Source organism: Brevibacterium sp. XM4083, assembly GCF_006489205.2.
In the GTDB taxonomy this organism is placed as follows: Bacteria; Actinomycetota; Actinomycetes; order Actinomycetales; family Brevibacteriaceae; genus Brevibacterium.
The window spans coordinates 494,903-509,228 of record NZ_VFYR02000002.1 but is presented as its reverse complement, the minus strand read 5'-3'; the positions used below and the strand labels follow the sequence as shown (position 1 = coordinate 509,228).

The following is a 14,326-nucleotide window of genomic DNA, read 5'->3' as shown; positions in this document are numbered from 1 at the left end:
CTCGGACATGACACAATAGACCCATCACGTGCACGTCAGCATAAGGAGCACCATGTCGCAATCAGTCGCCCGCTCGGGTGCCACCGATCTCGATAAGTCCACGATCGACTACGCTGCGATCGCCGATCCCGGTCACGGCAACTCCGTCGCCGGGTGGACCGGCGTCATCATCATGCTCATCGGACTCTCGATCGGCTGCGTGGGCTTCACGATCCATGCCCCGATGATCACCTACATCGGCGGCGGCGTCACCGTTCTCGGCCTCATCGTCGGCATCATCCTGCGCGCCGTCGGACTGGGAAACAAGCCGAAGCGCACATGACCGTCCTCGACGACATCGTCACCGGGGTGACCGAGGACCTCGCCGCTCGGCGGCGCGAGGTCCCGCTGGCGGCCCTGCGCGATGCGGCGGCGGCCGCACCGGCGGTCCGCCCCTTCGACCTCAGCGCCGACTTCGGGGTCATCGCCGAGGTCAAGCGCCGTTCGCCCTCCCGCGGGGACCTCGCGACGATCCCCGATCCGGGCACGCTCGCCGGCCTCTACGCCGCCGGCGGCGCTCGGGCGATCAGCGTGCTCACCGAGGGCCGTCGGTTCTCCGGCAGCCTCGCCGACCTCGACGCGGTCCGTGCGGCCGTCGACCTGCCCGTCCTCCGCAAGGACTTCATGGTCGACGAGTACCAGTTCCACGAGGCCCGCGCCCACGGCGCCGACCTCGTCCTCCTCATCGTCGCCGCCCTCAGCCCCGCCCAGCTGCGGGAGTTCCACGACCTCGCCGCCTCCCTCGGGATGACCGCGCTCGTCGAGACCCACAGCGAAGCCGAACTCGCCACCGCGATCGACATCGGCGCCCGCCTCATCGGCGTCAACACCCGCAACCTCAAGGACCTCAGCGTCGACACGGGACGATTCGCGCCGCTATCGGCCCTCGCCCCGGCCGAGGCCACGCTCGTCGCCGAGTCCGGAGTCGCCTCGGTGACCGACATCGAGGACTACGCACGGGACGGAGCCGACGTCGCCCTCGTCGGCGAAGCCCTCGTCCGCGACGGCGATCCCGCCGCGGCCGTCGCCGCCTTCACCGCCGCCGGTCGGGCCGCCCGGACACCCCGGACGACCCACCCCAGCCGCTGACCCGCACGGCGCCCGAGACGGCCCGGCCGCCTCGGTGCCGGACGCACCACGAACCGCAAAGGACGCACCATGACCGAGACCAGCCAGGAGACCGGACCGTACTTCGGTGCCTTCGGCGGCAGGTTCATTCCCGAAGCCCTCATCCCGGCCCTCGATGAGATCGAGGAGACCTGGCGGAAGTCCCAGGTCGATCCGGAGTTCGGGGCCGAGCTGCACGAGCTGCAGGTGTCCTACATCGGGCGCCCGAGCCTGCTCACCGAGGCCAAGCGGTTCTCCGCCCACTGCGGCGGTGCCCGCATCTTCCTCAAGCGGGAGGACCTCAACCACACGGGCAGCCACAAGATCAACAACGCCCTCGGTCAGGCCCTGCTCGCCAAGCGGATGGGCAAGACCCGGCTCATCGCCGAGACCGGGGCCGGCCAGCACGGGGTCGCCACGGCGACCGCCGCCGCCCTCCTCGACATGGAGTGCGAGGTCTACATGGGCGAGGAGGACACGCAGCGCCAGGCGCTCAACGTCGCCCGAATGCGGCTGCTCGGGGCGAAGGTCAACGCCGTGACCAACGGCACCCGCACCCTCAAGGACGCGATGAACGAGGCGATGCGCGACTGGGTCGCCAACGTCGGGAGCACGCACTACGTCATCGGCACCGTCGCCGGTCCCCACCCGTTCCCTGCGATGGTCCGCGCGTTCCAGCGCGTCATCGGCGACGAAGCCCGCGACCAGCTGCGCGAAGCCACCGGCGGCCTGCCCGACGCCGTCCTCGCCTGCGTCGGCGGCGGGTCGAACGCGATGGGCATCTTCGCGGCGTTCCTCGACGACCCCGAGGTCCGCATCTACGGCTTCGAGGCCGGGGGAGAGGGCATCGAGTCCGGACGGCACGCCGCCCGCTTCTCCGGGGGGCGCCCCGGCGTCCTCCACGGATCGGCGACCTACATCCTCCAGGACGAGGACGGCCAGACCCGGCCCTCGCACTCGGTCTCGGCAGGCCTCGACTACCCGTCGGTGGGACCCGAGCACTCGTTCCTCCACGATGCCGGGCGCGTCACCTACGAACCCGTCGTCGACGACGAGGCGATGGAGGCCCTCCAGCTGCTCGCCCGCACCGAGGGCATCATCCCCGCGATCGAATCCGCCCATGCGCTGGCCGGGGCGATGCGGGTCGGCCGACAGCTCGGGCCCGACGCGGTCCTCCTCGTCAATCTCTCGGGCCGCGGCGACAAGGACATGACCACGGCCGCCACGTGGTTCGACTACTTCGACGAAGGAGCCGTGCAGGTATGACAGGCACGACAGCCAGACCCCGCACCGGGGCGATGCTCGACGCGATCACGGCCGCCGGACGCAGCGCCGCCCTCATCGGCTACCTGCCCGTCGGGTTCCCCACCGTGGCAGGGTCGATCGAGGCGATGACCGCCCTCGTCGACTCCGGCGTCGACATCGTCGAGGTCGGACTCCCGTACTCCGACCCGGGCATGGACGGGCCCGTCATCCAGCGCGCCGCCGAGCAGGCCCTGGCCGGCGGGGTGCGGACGAAGGACGTCTTCGCGGCCATCAGTGCCGTCGCCGAGGCGGGCGGGACGCCGGTGGTCATGAGCTACTGGAACCTCGTCCTCCAGTACGGCGTCGACGCGTTCGCCCGCGACCTCGCCGCCGCCGGCGGGGCCGGGATCATCACCCCCGACCTCATCCCCGACGAAGCCGCCGACTGGCTGGCCGCCTCCGACGAGTACGACCTCGACCGCATCTTCCTCGCCGCCCCGTCCTCGACGCCTGAGCGCATCAGCCGCATCGTCTCCGCCAGCCGCGGCTTCGTCTACGCCGCCTCGACGATGGGAGTGACCGGGGTGCGCACGTCCGTCGACGACCATGCCCGCGACCTCGTCGCCCGCCTCCGCGAGGCCGGTGCCCCGCACGCGTGCGTCGGACTCGGCGTCTCGACCCGGGACCAGGCCGCCGAGGTCGCCGCGTACGCCGACGGCGTCATCGTCGGCTCCGCTCTCGTCCGCAGCCTCGACGACGGCGGAGTCCCCGCCCTGTCCGATCTCGCCGCGCAACTCAGGGAAGGCTGTGCATGAGCCCCGTCGACATCACCGCTGCGATTCCGTCTCCGACGTGGAGCGGGTTCTCCATCGGGCCGCTGACGATCCACGCGTACGCGCTGTGCATCCTCGCCGGCATCCTGCTCGCCCTGTGGCTGACCTCGCGGCGCTGGCGGGCGATGGGCGGACACGAGGACGACCTGTGGAACATCGCGATCATCGCCGTGCCCGCGGGCATCATCGGCGGACGGCTCTACCACGTCTTCTCCAGCCCTGACCCGTACTTCGGGCCGAACGGCAACCCGCTCGACGCGTTCAAGATCTGGAACGGCGGCCTCGGCATCTGGGGCGCCGTGGCGCTCGGCATGCTCGCGGCATGGCTCGTCGCCCGCTATCAGGGGATTAAGATCCTCCCGTTCCTCGACGCCGCCGCCCCCGGGCTCATCCTCGCCCAGGCCGTGGGCCGGTGGGGCAACTGGTTCAACCAGGAGCTCTTCGGCGCCCCGACGACCCTGCCGTGGGGTCTACGCATCGACAAGTTCATCGACGGCCGGCTCAACCCGAACTGGCCGGATCCCGCGCTGCCGGCCGACACGCTCTTCCAGCCGACGTTCCTCTACGAATCCCTGTGGAACCTCGCCGGCTGCCTCATCCTCATCGTCGCCGCCCGGAGGTTCCGGCTCGGCCACGGCCAGGTCTTCGCGCTCTACATCTGCTACTACACGCTCGGACGCGTGTGGATCGAAGCGCTGCGCATCGACGACGCCGAACTCGTCCTCGGACTGCGGCTCAACATCTGGACATCGATCCTCGTCTTCGCCGTCGGACTCATCTGGTTCCTCGTCTCCCGCTCACGCCACAAGGAGCCGGAGTCGACCGTCTACGTGCCCGGGGCCCGCGCGCTGGCCAAGCACGGCCGACACGAGGACGACGGAGCCGACCACGACGGCACCCCCGGCGGCGGAGCTGCGGGGCCGACCCGCGCAGCCGCGCAGGGACAGGCCCCCGCGCAGGAGACCGTGACCGCCGACGACGCGGCTGTCGACCGGGCCGATGCCCGGCGCAAGCAGCGGGGCAAGGACGACGAGAAGCCCGGTTTCGGATTCTTCGGAGCAGTCACCTCGGCGATCTCGATCATCCCCGATGTGCGGTCGCGGAACCGCGGAGGAGAGGACGAAAAGTCCGGCAATTGAGACGTTGAGGTTCACCTTTCGGTCCTTTCTCGTTTTCACGTTGAGCCCTCACGGGGTGTAAGTTGGTAATCCGACCGTGAGAACCACGTCACACCTGTGCCCGCAGGACGATCTCCCCAGGGCATGCCGAAGCCAGTTCGAGACAGCGTCGTCTGCTGGAGAATGACTAGACCCCGTGAAGGCAGCCGATGTCCCGTGAAACCTCATCGACCCCGCAACTCCCGCCGCAGCGCACCGGACTCTACGACCCCGCGCTCGAACACGATGCGTGCGGTCTCGCTCTCATCGTCCGCTACCGCGGCACGGCCGACCACGAGGTCGTCGAACAGGCGCTGAGGGCGCTGCGCAAGCTCGAGCACCGCGGCGGCATCGGCTCCGACGAAGGCACCGGCGACGGCGCCGGGCTCACCCTGCAGATCCCGCACGACTACTTCGCCGAGGTGCTCCGCGCCGAGCAGGACATCGACCTGCCCGCGCCCGGCGAGTACGCCGTGGGCATCGGCTTCTTCTCCCAGGACTACCGCACCGACCTCACCGGACTGACCTCGACCGAGTCGCCGATCCCCGCTGGCGAGTTCCCGACCGCCGGGGAGGAGCCGCTGGCCGACGAGGAGGCGCTCGTGCGCCGGATCGCCGCCGAAGAGGGCCTGAGCGTCCTCGCCATCCGCGACGTCCCCCGCGACGAGAGCGTCCTCGGCGAGATCGCGGCCTCGACGCAGCCCCACATGCGCCACGTCTTCTTCGGGTTCGACGCCCGCTACCCGGCCCGGGACGCCGACGACCTGCGCCGCCGGTCCTACATCGTGCGCAAGCGCCTCGATCGGGAGGGCATCTACTTCCCCTCGCTGTCGCCGGCGACGATCACGTACAAGGGGATGCTCGCGACCGGTCAGCTCGCCCCGTACTACACGGAGCTCAACGACGCACGGGTGACCTCGCGCATCGCGCTCGTCCACTCGCGGTTCTCGACGAACACGTTCCCGTCGTGGCAGCTCGCCCAGCCGTTCGGGACGATCGCCCACAACGGGGAGATCAACACCGTGCGCGGCAACCGCAACTGGATGCGGGCCCGGGAGGCCCATCTCGCCTCCGACCTGCTCGCCTCCCCGGTGCCCGAGACCGACTCGAGCCTCGAGCGCCTCTTCCCGATCGTGCCCCCGGGCGCCTCGGACTCCGCGTCCTTCAACGCCGTCCTCGAGCTCATGGTCGCCTCGGGGCGGTCGCTGCCGCAGGCGATGCTCATGATGATCCCCGAGGCCTGGGAGAACAACCCGGGGATGGGGGAGTCGCGCAAGGCCTTCTACGAGTACCACTCGCTGCTCATGGAGCCGTGGGACGGTCCCGCGTGCGTCGGCTTCACCGACGGCAAGCTCGCCGGTGCCGTGCTCGACCGCAACGGTCTGCGGCCGGCCCGCTACGTCATGACCTCCGACACCGTCGTGCTCGCCAGTGAGATCGGCGTCGTCGACCTGCCCGAGGCCGACATCGTCGGCCGCGGACGGCTCACCCCCGGCCGCATGTTCCTCGTCGACACGGAATCCGAGCGGATCATCTCCGACACGGAGATCAAGAACCAGCTCGCCACCCAGCACCCCTACGCCGAGTGGGTCGCCGACTCCTCGAAGCGACTCGAGGATCTGCCCACCCGCGTCCACGTCCTCCACCCGCAGGCCTCGGTGCGCCGGCGCCAGCGGACCTTCGGCTACACCGAGGAGGAGCTGCGGCTGCTCATCACCCCGATGGCCGAGACCGGGGCCGAACCGCTCGGGGCGATGGGCACCGACACCGCGATCGCGGGCCTCTCGACGCGCCCGCGGCTGCTCTTCGACTACTTCCACCAGAACTTCGCGCAGGTGACGAACCCGCCGCTCGACTCCATCCGCGAGCACATCGTCACGAGCATGGCCGCGGGACTCGGCCGGGAGGGCAACCTCCTCGAGCACAGCCGCCCCGACTCCGCGCACATCATGATCTCGCGCCCGGTCATCGACAACGACGAGCTCGCGGCGATCGGCCACGTCAAGGGCCACCACCTCGGCGTCGACACTCCCCGTCCCACCGTCACGCTCTCGGGTCTCTACTCGGTCAACGCCGGACCCGACGCGATGGAGGCGCGGATCGAGGCACTGTGCGCCGAGGCGAGCGCCGCGGTCGACGCCGGTGCGGTGTTCATCATCCTCTCCGACCGCGACTCCACGGCCGACCTCGCGCCGATCCCCTCGCTGCTGCTCACCTCGGCGCTCCATCACCACCTCGTGCGGGAACGGTCCCGGACCCGGGTGAGCATCGTCGTCGAGGCCGGCGACGTCCGCGAGGTCCACCATGCCGCGACGCTCGTGTCCTTCGGCGCCTCGGCGGTCAACCCCTACCTGCTCATGGAGACCGCGGAAGCCCTCGTCCGCTCCGACCGGGTGACCGGGGTGAGCGAATCCGCGGCCGTGGCCAACGTCCTCGGCGCGCTCAACAAGGGCCTGCTCAAGATCATGTCGAAGATGGGCATCTCGACCGTGCAGTCCTACCACGGGGCGCAGACGTTCGAAGCCGTCGGCCTCTCCGATGACCTCATCGACCGGCACTTCACGTCGACGCCGCACCAGCTCGGCGGCAAGGGGATGCGCGAGATCGCCGCGGAGAACACCGCACGCCACGCCGATGCCCACCGCGACGACCATCCGCGTCCCTCGCACCGGCCGCTGGGGGTCGGCGGGGAGTACCAGTGGCGCCGGGAGGGCCCGGGCCACCTGTTCAACCCGGAGACGATCTTCAAGCTCCAGCACGCGACGGCGTCGAAGCGCTATGACATCTTCGAGGAGTACACCCGCGCCGTCGACGACCAGTCGCGTGAGCTCATGACCCTGCGCGGCCTCCTCGACCTCGTGCCCGGGGCCGAGGGCCCCATAGACATCTCCGAGGTCGAACCGGCCGAGGCGATCATGAAGCGCTTCTCGACCGGCGCGATGAGCTACGGGTCGATCTCGAAGGAGGCCCATGAGACGCTCGCGATCGCGATGAATCGGATCGGCGGGAAGTCGAACACGGGTGAGGGCGGCGAGGACGTCGACCGGCTGCTCGATCCCGAGCGCCGCTCGGCGATCAAGCAGATCGCCTCGGGCCGCTTCGGGGTGACCAGCCACTACCTCACCGAGGCCGATGATCTGCAGATCAAGATGGCCCAGGGTGCCAAGCCCGGGGAAGGCGGTCAGCTGCCCGGGGAGAAGGTCTACCCGTGGATCGCGAAGACCCGCCACGCGACCCCCGGCGTCGGGCTCATCTCCCCGCCGCCGCACCACGACATCTACTCGATCGAGGACCTCGCGCAGCTCATCTACGACCTCGGCCGGGCCAACGCCCGCGCCCGGGTCCACGTCAAGCTCGTCTCCGCGGTCGGGGTCGGCACGGTTGCGGCGGGAGTCGCGAAGGCGGGTGCCGACGTCGTCCTCATCTCCGGTCACGACGGGGGCACGGGCGCGAGCCCGCTCAACTCCCTCAAGCACGCGGGCACCCCGTGGGAGCTCGGCCTCGCCGAGGCGCAGCAGACGCTCATCCTCAACGGCCTGCGGGAGAAGGTGAGCGTCCAGGTCGACGGTCAGCTCAAGACCGGCCGCGACGTCATCATCGCCGCACTCCTCGGCGCCGAGGAGTTCGGGTTCGCGACGACCGCGCTCGTCGTCTCCGGCTGCATCATGATGCGCGTTTGCCACAAGGACACGTGCCCGGTGGGCGTGGCCACGCAGAACCCGCTGCTGCGCTCGCGCTACACGGGTCAGGCCGACCACGTCGTCAACTTCTTCACGTTCATCGCCGAGGAGGTCCGCGGGTACCTCGCGCAGCTGGGCTTCCGCACCCTCGACGAGGCGATCGGCGCCGTCGAGCGCCTGCGCGTCGACGAGGACCGGGCCCGGGAGTCGGGTCTCGACCTCGACCTCTCGACGATCCTCACGGTCCCGGGCAACCTCTCCGGGGACACCTCGGTGGCCCGCAAATGCGCCGGTCAGGTGTTCCGTGACTTCCACGGGGAACTCGACCCGCAGCTGCTCGAGCAGGCCCGGGAGGCGATCGAGACGAAGTCGCCGGTGACGATCTCCTCGACGGTCGTCAACACCGACCGCAGCGTCGGCACCCTGCTCGGCCACCACGTCACCCGGGCGCACGCCGACCGCGGCCTGCCCGAGGACACGATCCGCCTCGAACTCCACGGCACCGCCGGGCAGTCGCTCGGCGCGTACCTGCCCATCGGGGTGAGCATCGACCTCACCGGCGACGCCAACGACTACGTCGGCAAGGGACTGTCCGGGGGCACCGTGGCCGTCCATCCGGCCCCGGAGAACCCGACCCGTCCCGAGCACAACGTCATCGCCGGCAACGTCATCGGCTACGGCGCGACCAGCGGCAAGCTCTTCATCTCCGGTCAGGTGGGGGAGCGCTTCATGGTCCGCAACTCCGGCGCCGAGGCGGTCGTCGAGGGCATCGGCGACCACGGCCTGGAGTACATGACCGGTGGGGTCGCCGTCATCCTCGGCGGCACGGGACGCAACTTCGCGGCCGGCATGTCCGGCGGCACCGCCTACGTCCTCGACTTCAACCCGGCCCGGCTCAACCCGGACGAACGCGCCGCCGGCGTCTTCCGCTTCACCGGGGTCGGCGTCGACGACATGGAGGTCCTCGAGCGGCTGCTCGGCGAGCACGTCGAATGGACGGACTCCCCACTGGCCGCCCAGCTGCTTGACGGCCTGCGCCGCGGCGAGGACGTCCTCTCCCGCTTCACGAAGATCATTCCCGTCGCCTACCAGGCGGTGCGAGACATCCAGTCCGAGATGGCCGCCGAGGGCACGCCAGCGGACTCGGACGCCGCCTGGCGCAAGATTCTGGAGGTCACCCATGGCTGATCCGCACGGATTCCTCACCGTCACCGAACGCGAGCTGCCTCAGCGCCGCCCGGTTCCCATCCGCCTGCTCGACTACCGCGAGGTCTACGAGGCCGGCGACCCCGAGCAGCTGCGCCGCCAGGCCTCGCGCTGCATGGACTGCGGCGTCCCGTTCTGCCACCAGGGCTGCCCGCTCGGCAACCTCATCCCGGAGTTCAACGATGCGATGTACCGCGGCGAGCTGCCCCGGGCCGTCGACCTCCTCCACGCGACGAACAACTTCCCGGAGTTCACCGGCCGGGCGTGCCCGGCGCCGTGTGAGAACGCGTGCGTGCTCAGCATCAACCAGCCGGCCGTGACGATCAAACAGGTCGAGGTGACGATCGTCGACGAGGGGTTCGCCGCCGGTCTCATCCAGCCGCAGATCCCCGACCGCATCACCGGTCACACCGTCGCCGTCGTCGGGTCGGGTCCGGCGGGACTCGCCGCGGCCCAGCAGCTCACCCGCGCCGGGCACACCGTCGTCGTCTACGAACGCGACGACCGCCTCGGCGGGCTGCTGCGCTACGGCATCCCCGACTTCAAGCTCGAGAAGCACCACATCGACCGGCGCCTCCACCAGATGCGGGCCGAGGGCACGCGCTTCGAGACCGACGTCGAGATCGGCGTCGACATCACCCTCGAGCAGCTCCAGTCGCGCTTCGACGCCGTCATCGTGTGCACCGGGGCGACCGTGCCCCGGGACATGCCGGTGGCCGGCCGTGAGCTCGACGGCGTCGAGTTCGCGATGGACTTCCTCGTCCCGTCCAACAAGGCGCAGGCCGGCGGGGATCCCACGCCGATCAGTGCCAAGGGCAAGAACGTCATCATCATCGGCGGCGGTGACACGGGAGCCGACTGCCTCGGCACCGCGCTGCGCCAGGAGGCCGCCTCGGTGACGACGCTCGCGATCGGCGCCAAGCCCCCGGCCTCGCGCAGCGAACGCGACCCGTGGCCGACGGTGCCGCGGATCTTCGAGGTCCAGACCTCCCACGAGGAGGGCGGCACCCGGCAGTACCTGGCGTCGACGACGGGCTTCTCCGGCGACGGCGAGGGCGCGGTCGCGGGCATCGAGGTCTCCGAGACGCAGTTCGTCGACGGGCGGCGGATCCCGACCCCGGGCACCGAGCACGTCCTCGACGCGGACCTCGTCCTGCTCGCGCTCGGCTTCTCCGGACCGGAGTCCGAGGCGCTCGGCCTCGACGTCGCCGACACCGGAGCCTTCGTCCGCGACGACAGCTACGCGTCCTCGCAGCCGGGCGTCTACGTCGCCGGTGACGCCGGCCGCGGGCAGTCGCTCATCGTCTGGGCGATCGCCGAGGGACGGGCGGTCGCCGCCGAGGTCGACACGTACCTCACCGGGTCGACGCGGCTTCCGGCACCGGTCCGCCCGCGCGACACCGGATTCACAGTGTAAAATGATCTGTGTCACTATTTGAGAATACGCACAAGGGCGTGCATCGGCTCTCCGGCAGGGAACTCCTGCCGGAGAGGGGTCGATGCGACTCCTGAGGTGCAGGTAGGGTGGAGTGCATGAGGCGAGCAAAGATAGTCGCAACACTGGGTCCGAATCAGAATTCCTACGAAGACATCCGCACACTCGTCGATGAGGGCGTCGACGTCGCCCGATTCAATCTCAGCCACGGGCTGCGGGAAGAGCATGAGGAGAAGTTCGCCTGGGTCCGCCAGGCCGCTCTCGACACCGGACGTGCCGTCGCCGTCCTCCTCGACCTCCAGGGTCCGAAGATCCGGGTCGGCACCTTCGCCAACGGCAAGGAGTACCTCGAGGACGGGGCGACCTTCACGATCACGAGCCGCGACGTGCCCGGCACCGCGGAGATCGTGAGCACGACGCTCAAGACCCTGCCGAACGACGTGTCCGTCGGCGACCCGCTGCTCATCGACGACGGGCGCCTGCGCCTGCGGGCCACCGAGGTCACCGAGACCGACGTCGTCACCGAGGTCGAGATCGGCGGTCCGATCTCCAACCACAAGGGCATCAACCTCCCCGGTGTGCCCGTGTCCGTGCCGGCGCTGTCGGAGAAGGACATCGACGACCTCAAATGGGGTCTGGGCCTCGGCTTCGACTGGGTGGCGCTGTCCTTCGTCCGCAGCCCCGCCGACATCGACGACGTCCACGCCGTGATGGACGAGGTCGGCGTGCGCGCCCCCGTCATCGCGAAGCTCGAGAAGCCGCAGGCCGTCGAGGAGCTCGACGCCGTCATCGACGCCTTCGACGGGATCATGGTCGCCCGCGGCGACCTCGGCGTCGAACTGCCGCTCGAACAGGTGCCGATCGTGCAGAAGCGCGCCGTGGAGATCGCGCGCCAGCAGGCCAAGCCCGTCATCGTCGCCACGCAGATGCTCGAGACGATGATCGAGGCCTCACGGCCCACCCGCGCCGAGGCGAGCGACTGCGCGAACGCGGTCCTCGACGGCGCCGATGCGCTCATGCTCTCCGGGGAGACCTCGGTCGGTGCGCACTGGGTCGAGGCGATCCGGACGATGAGCCGGATCATCTCCTCGACGGAGGAGCACGGGCTCGATCGGATCCGTCCGCTCGGCACCGTCCCCCACACGAAGGGCGGCGCCGTCACGGCTGCCGCCGTGCAGATCGCTGAGCAGCTCGACATCGATCTGCTCTGCACGTTCTCGCAGACCGGTGACTCCGTGCGCCGGATGTCGCGGCTGCGTCCGCGGTGGCCGATCCTCGGCTTCACCCCCGACCCGCAGGTCCGCCACCAGCTCGCGCTGACGTGGGGTGTGCGGCCCTACCTCGTCAAGACCGTCCGCCACACCGACCAGATGGCCCGACAGGTCGACGCGGTGCTGCTCGCCGACGGCACCGCCCGCGAAGGGGACCAGTCGATCCTCGTCGCCGGTTCGCCTCCCGGCATCCCCGGGTCGACGAACGCACTGCGCATCCACACGATGGGCGATGCCGCGAAGGGTGTGACCGCGGCCTACCAGGACTCGAGCGACAGCGACGAGGATCCCCTCGCCGGGTACGGCGTCGTGTCCGAGGCGCCGATCACCCGCGACATCCCGATCGTGCGGACCGCGGAGGGCTGAGCGACTGAGCGCGGGTGCTGAGCACTTGAGGCTCACTTCTGGCAGCAGGCAGGGCCCGACCGGAGATGATCTCCGGTCGGGCCCTGCTGCGTGCGGGACGCTCTGCGGGGCGATCGCTCTGCTCTCAGCCACCGCCCTTCTGGTCGGCCGCCTCGGCGGGGAAACGGTCGTACGAGACGGTGGACCGCCTCGGCGGGGATGCGCTCGTGCGGGACCGCCGACCACCTCGGCGGGGTGCAGTCGTAGAGATCGGTCGACCACCTCGGCGCGGTGCGTGTGTGCGGGACCGCCGGCCACCTCGGCGAGGACGCGGTCGTATGGCAGGGTCGGCCACCTCGGCGCGGATGCGATCCATGTCACTCCGGTTTGCGGAATTCGACGGATTGCTCAACAGTTGTGCAGTGAGTTGAGTTTTCCGCGGGCGCCGCTGTGCCCGTGCCACCGTCGAAAGGAACCATATGAGACTGCCGGCTTGGTCGAAGTCGTTCGGGGTGCAGGTGACGATCGCGCTGATCGCCGGTGTCGTCCTCGGACTCGTCGCCCGTTCGTGGGGTCCTGTGAGCGAGACGCAGGACAACTGGCTGGGGACGACGCTCGAGACCATCGGGTCCTCGTACGTCACTCTGCTCAAGGCGGCTGTCGTGCCGCTCATCATCACCGCGATCATCGCGAGCATCGGCAACCTGCGCAAGGTGACGAACGCCGCGAAGCTCGCCGTGTCGACGCTGCTGTGGTTCGCGCTCACCGCGCTCATCGCCGTGATCATCGGTCTCATCATCGGCGTCGTCATGCAGCCCGGCGCGCACGCGGATGCCGCGTCCCTGCAGGGCGGGGCTCCGTCGAGCGAAGGCAGCTGGATCGGCTTCCTCACCGGGCTCATCCCGGTGAACTTCCTCGGCCTCGAGGTCGCCACGGCTCCCGATGACACGGGCGCGCTGGCCTCGGAGGTCAACTTCAACGTCCTCCAGCTCATCATCGTCTCCGGTGCGCTCGGCATCGCCGCGGTCAAGGTGGGCAAGGCCGCCGAGCCGTTCCTCGAATTCGCCGAGGCGGCCCTCGCCGTCGTCCAGAAGGTCGTCTGGTGGATCGTGCGGATCGCCCCGATCGGCACGCTCGGCCTCATCGGCAACGCCGTGAACTCGTACGGCTGGTCGACGATGGGATCGCTGCTGTGGTTCGTCGTCGCCGTCTACATCGGGCTCGCGATCGTCTTCTTCGTCGTCTACCCGCTGCTCGCCCGCGTCAATGGACTCTCCGTGCGCCAGTACTTCTCGGGTGTGTGGCCGGCGACGCAGATGGGATTCGTCTCCCGCTCCTCGATCGGGACGATGCCGGTGACGCAGAAGGTCGCGACCGACAACTTCGGCGTCCCGCAGGGCTACGCGGCCTTCGCCGTGCCGTTCGGGTCGACGACGAAGATGGACGGCTGCGCGGCCATCTACCCGGCGATCGCCGCGGTGTTCGTCGCTCAGTTCTTCGGGATCGAGCTCGGACCCATCCAGTACCTGCTCATCATCTTCGTCTCCGTCATCGGGTCGGCTGCGACCGCCGGGACGACGGGTGCCACGGTCATGCTCACCCTCACGCTGTCGACGATCGGCCTGCCGCTCGAGGGTGTGGGCCTGCTGCTCGCGATCGAACCGATCGTCGACATGGGCCGCACCGCGCTCAATGTCTCCGGTCAGGCGCTCATCCCGGCGATCGTCGCGAAGCGCCACGGTATCCTCGACGTCGCCCGGTACGACGCGAAGCGCATCGACGGCTACGTGCCGGTGAGCGAGGACGTCGCTGACGGTGGGCGTGCGGACGGTGTCTCGGATGCGGACGGCACCACGGGTGCGACTGGTTCCACGATCGCTGGCCCGACGGTCGCTGGCCCGGCTGCCGAAGGCTCGAACGGCGTCGGCGATGCGCCGAAGTCCGTCGCCGACTCCGGAGCTGCTGCCGAGTCGCGGGCGGAGAGCTCACGCGTCTGAATGCGGGATAT

Annotated in this window: 9 protein-coding genes; all 9 read left to right on the top strand. The window is 69.8% G+C overall.

Translation table 11 applies throughout. The features are described 5' to 3' along the window. Nucleotides 1–52: 52 nt before the first annotated feature. On the top strand, nt 53–322 hold the full coding sequence (locus FJ887_RS08115) for an HGxxPAAW family protein (protein ID WP_137823984.1): 270 nt from the start codon (nt 53–55) through the stop codon (nt 320–322). Beyond that, a complete protein-coding gene (trpC, locus tag FJ887_RS08110; RefSeq protein ID WP_137823985.1) occupies nt 319–1,128 on the top strand; it encodes an indole-3-glycerol phosphate synthase TrpC in 810 nt (269 codons plus the stop codon). The genes FJ887_RS08115 and trpC overlap by 4 nt, the downstream gene beginning before the upstream one ends. A gap of 69 nt (nt 1,129–1,197) precedes the next feature. Next, nucleotides 1,198–2,412 (top strand): tryptophan synthase subunit beta, encoded by a 1,215-nt coding sequence (trpB, locus tag FJ887_RS08105; protein WP_137823986.1) that lies wholly within the window; start codon nt 1,198–1,200, stop codon nt 2,410–2,412. Further along, a complete protein-coding gene (trpA, locus tag FJ887_RS08100; protein ID WP_137823987.1) occupies nt 2,409–3,206 on the top strand; it encodes a tryptophan synthase subunit alpha in 798 nt (265 codons plus the stop codon). The genes trpB and trpA overlap by 4 nt, the downstream gene beginning before the upstream one ends. Beyond that, nucleotides 3,203–4,363 carry a prolipoprotein diacylglyceryl transferase gene (gene lgt / locus FJ887_RS08095; RefSeq protein ID WP_137823988.1) on the top strand — a complete coding sequence of 387 codons (1,161 nt, stop codon included), beginning with the start codon at nt 3,203–3,205 and terminating at the stop codon, nt 4,361–4,363. Before trpA ends, lgt begins: the two co-directional genes overlap by 4 nt. A 188-nt stretch (nt 4,364–4,551) precedes the next feature. Then, nucleotides 4,552–9,249 (top strand): glutamate synthase large subunit, encoded by a 4,698-nt coding sequence (gene gltB / locus FJ887_RS08090; protein ID WP_137823989.1) that lies wholly within the window; start codon nt 4,552–4,554, stop codon nt 9,247–9,249. Beyond that, nucleotides 9,242–10,684, top strand: a complete 1,443-nt coding sequence (locus FJ887_RS08085; protein WP_137823990.1) for a glutamate synthase subunit beta — start codon at nt 9,242–9,244, stop codon at nt 10,682–10,684. Before gltB ends, FJ887_RS08085 begins: the two co-directional genes overlap by 8 nt. A 116-nt stretch (nt 10,685–10,800) precedes the next feature. Continuing rightward, a complete protein-coding gene (pyk, locus tag FJ887_RS08080; RefSeq protein WP_137823991.1) occupies nt 10,801–12,339 on the top strand; it encodes a pyruvate kinase in 1,539 nt (512 codons plus the stop codon). A 458-nt stretch (nt 12,340–12,797) separates the two neighbouring features. Beyond that, on the top strand, nt 12,798–14,315 hold the full coding sequence (locus tag FJ887_RS08075; RefSeq protein ID WP_171006928.1) for a dicarboxylate/amino acid:cation symporter: 1,518 nt from the start codon (nt 12,798–12,800) through the stop codon (nt 14,313–14,315). The last annotated feature ends 11 nt before the right edge of the window (nt 14,316–14,326 follow it).

Bases quoted from the DNA above. Each gene is read 5' to 3' on its own strand.
- FJ887_RS08115 (WP_137823984.1), top strand. From the start codon at position 53: ATGTCGCAATCAGTCGCCCGCTCGGGTGCCACCGATCTCGATAAGTCC.
- trpC (WP_137823985.1), top strand. From the start codon at position 319: ATGACCGTCCTCGACGACATCGTCACCGGGGTGACCGAGGACCTCGCC.
- trpB (WP_137823986.1), top strand. From the start codon at position 1,198: ATGACCGAGACCAGCCAGGAGACCGGACCGTACTTCGGTGCCTTCGGC.
- trpA (WP_137823987.1), top strand. From the start codon at position 2,409: ATGACAGGCACGACAGCCAGACCCCGCACCGGGGCGATGCTCGACGCG.
- lgt (WP_137823988.1), top strand. From the start codon at position 3,203: ATGAGCCCCGTCGACATCACCGCTGCGATTCCGTCTCCGACGTGGAGC.
- gltB (WP_137823989.1), top strand. From the start codon at position 4,552: ATGTCCCGTGAAACCTCATCGACCCCGCAACTCCCGCCGCAGCGCACC.
- FJ887_RS08085 (WP_137823990.1), top strand. From the start codon at position 9,242: ATGGCTGATCCGCACGGATTCCTCACCGTCACCGAACGCGAGCTGCCT.
- pyk (WP_137823991.1), top strand. From the start codon at position 10,801: ATGAGGCGAGCAAAGATAGTCGCAACACTGGGTCCGAATCAGAATTCC.
- FJ887_RS08075 (WP_171006928.1), top strand. From the start codon at position 12,798: ATGAGACTGCCGGCTTGGTCGAAGTCGTTCGGGGTGCAGGTGACGATC.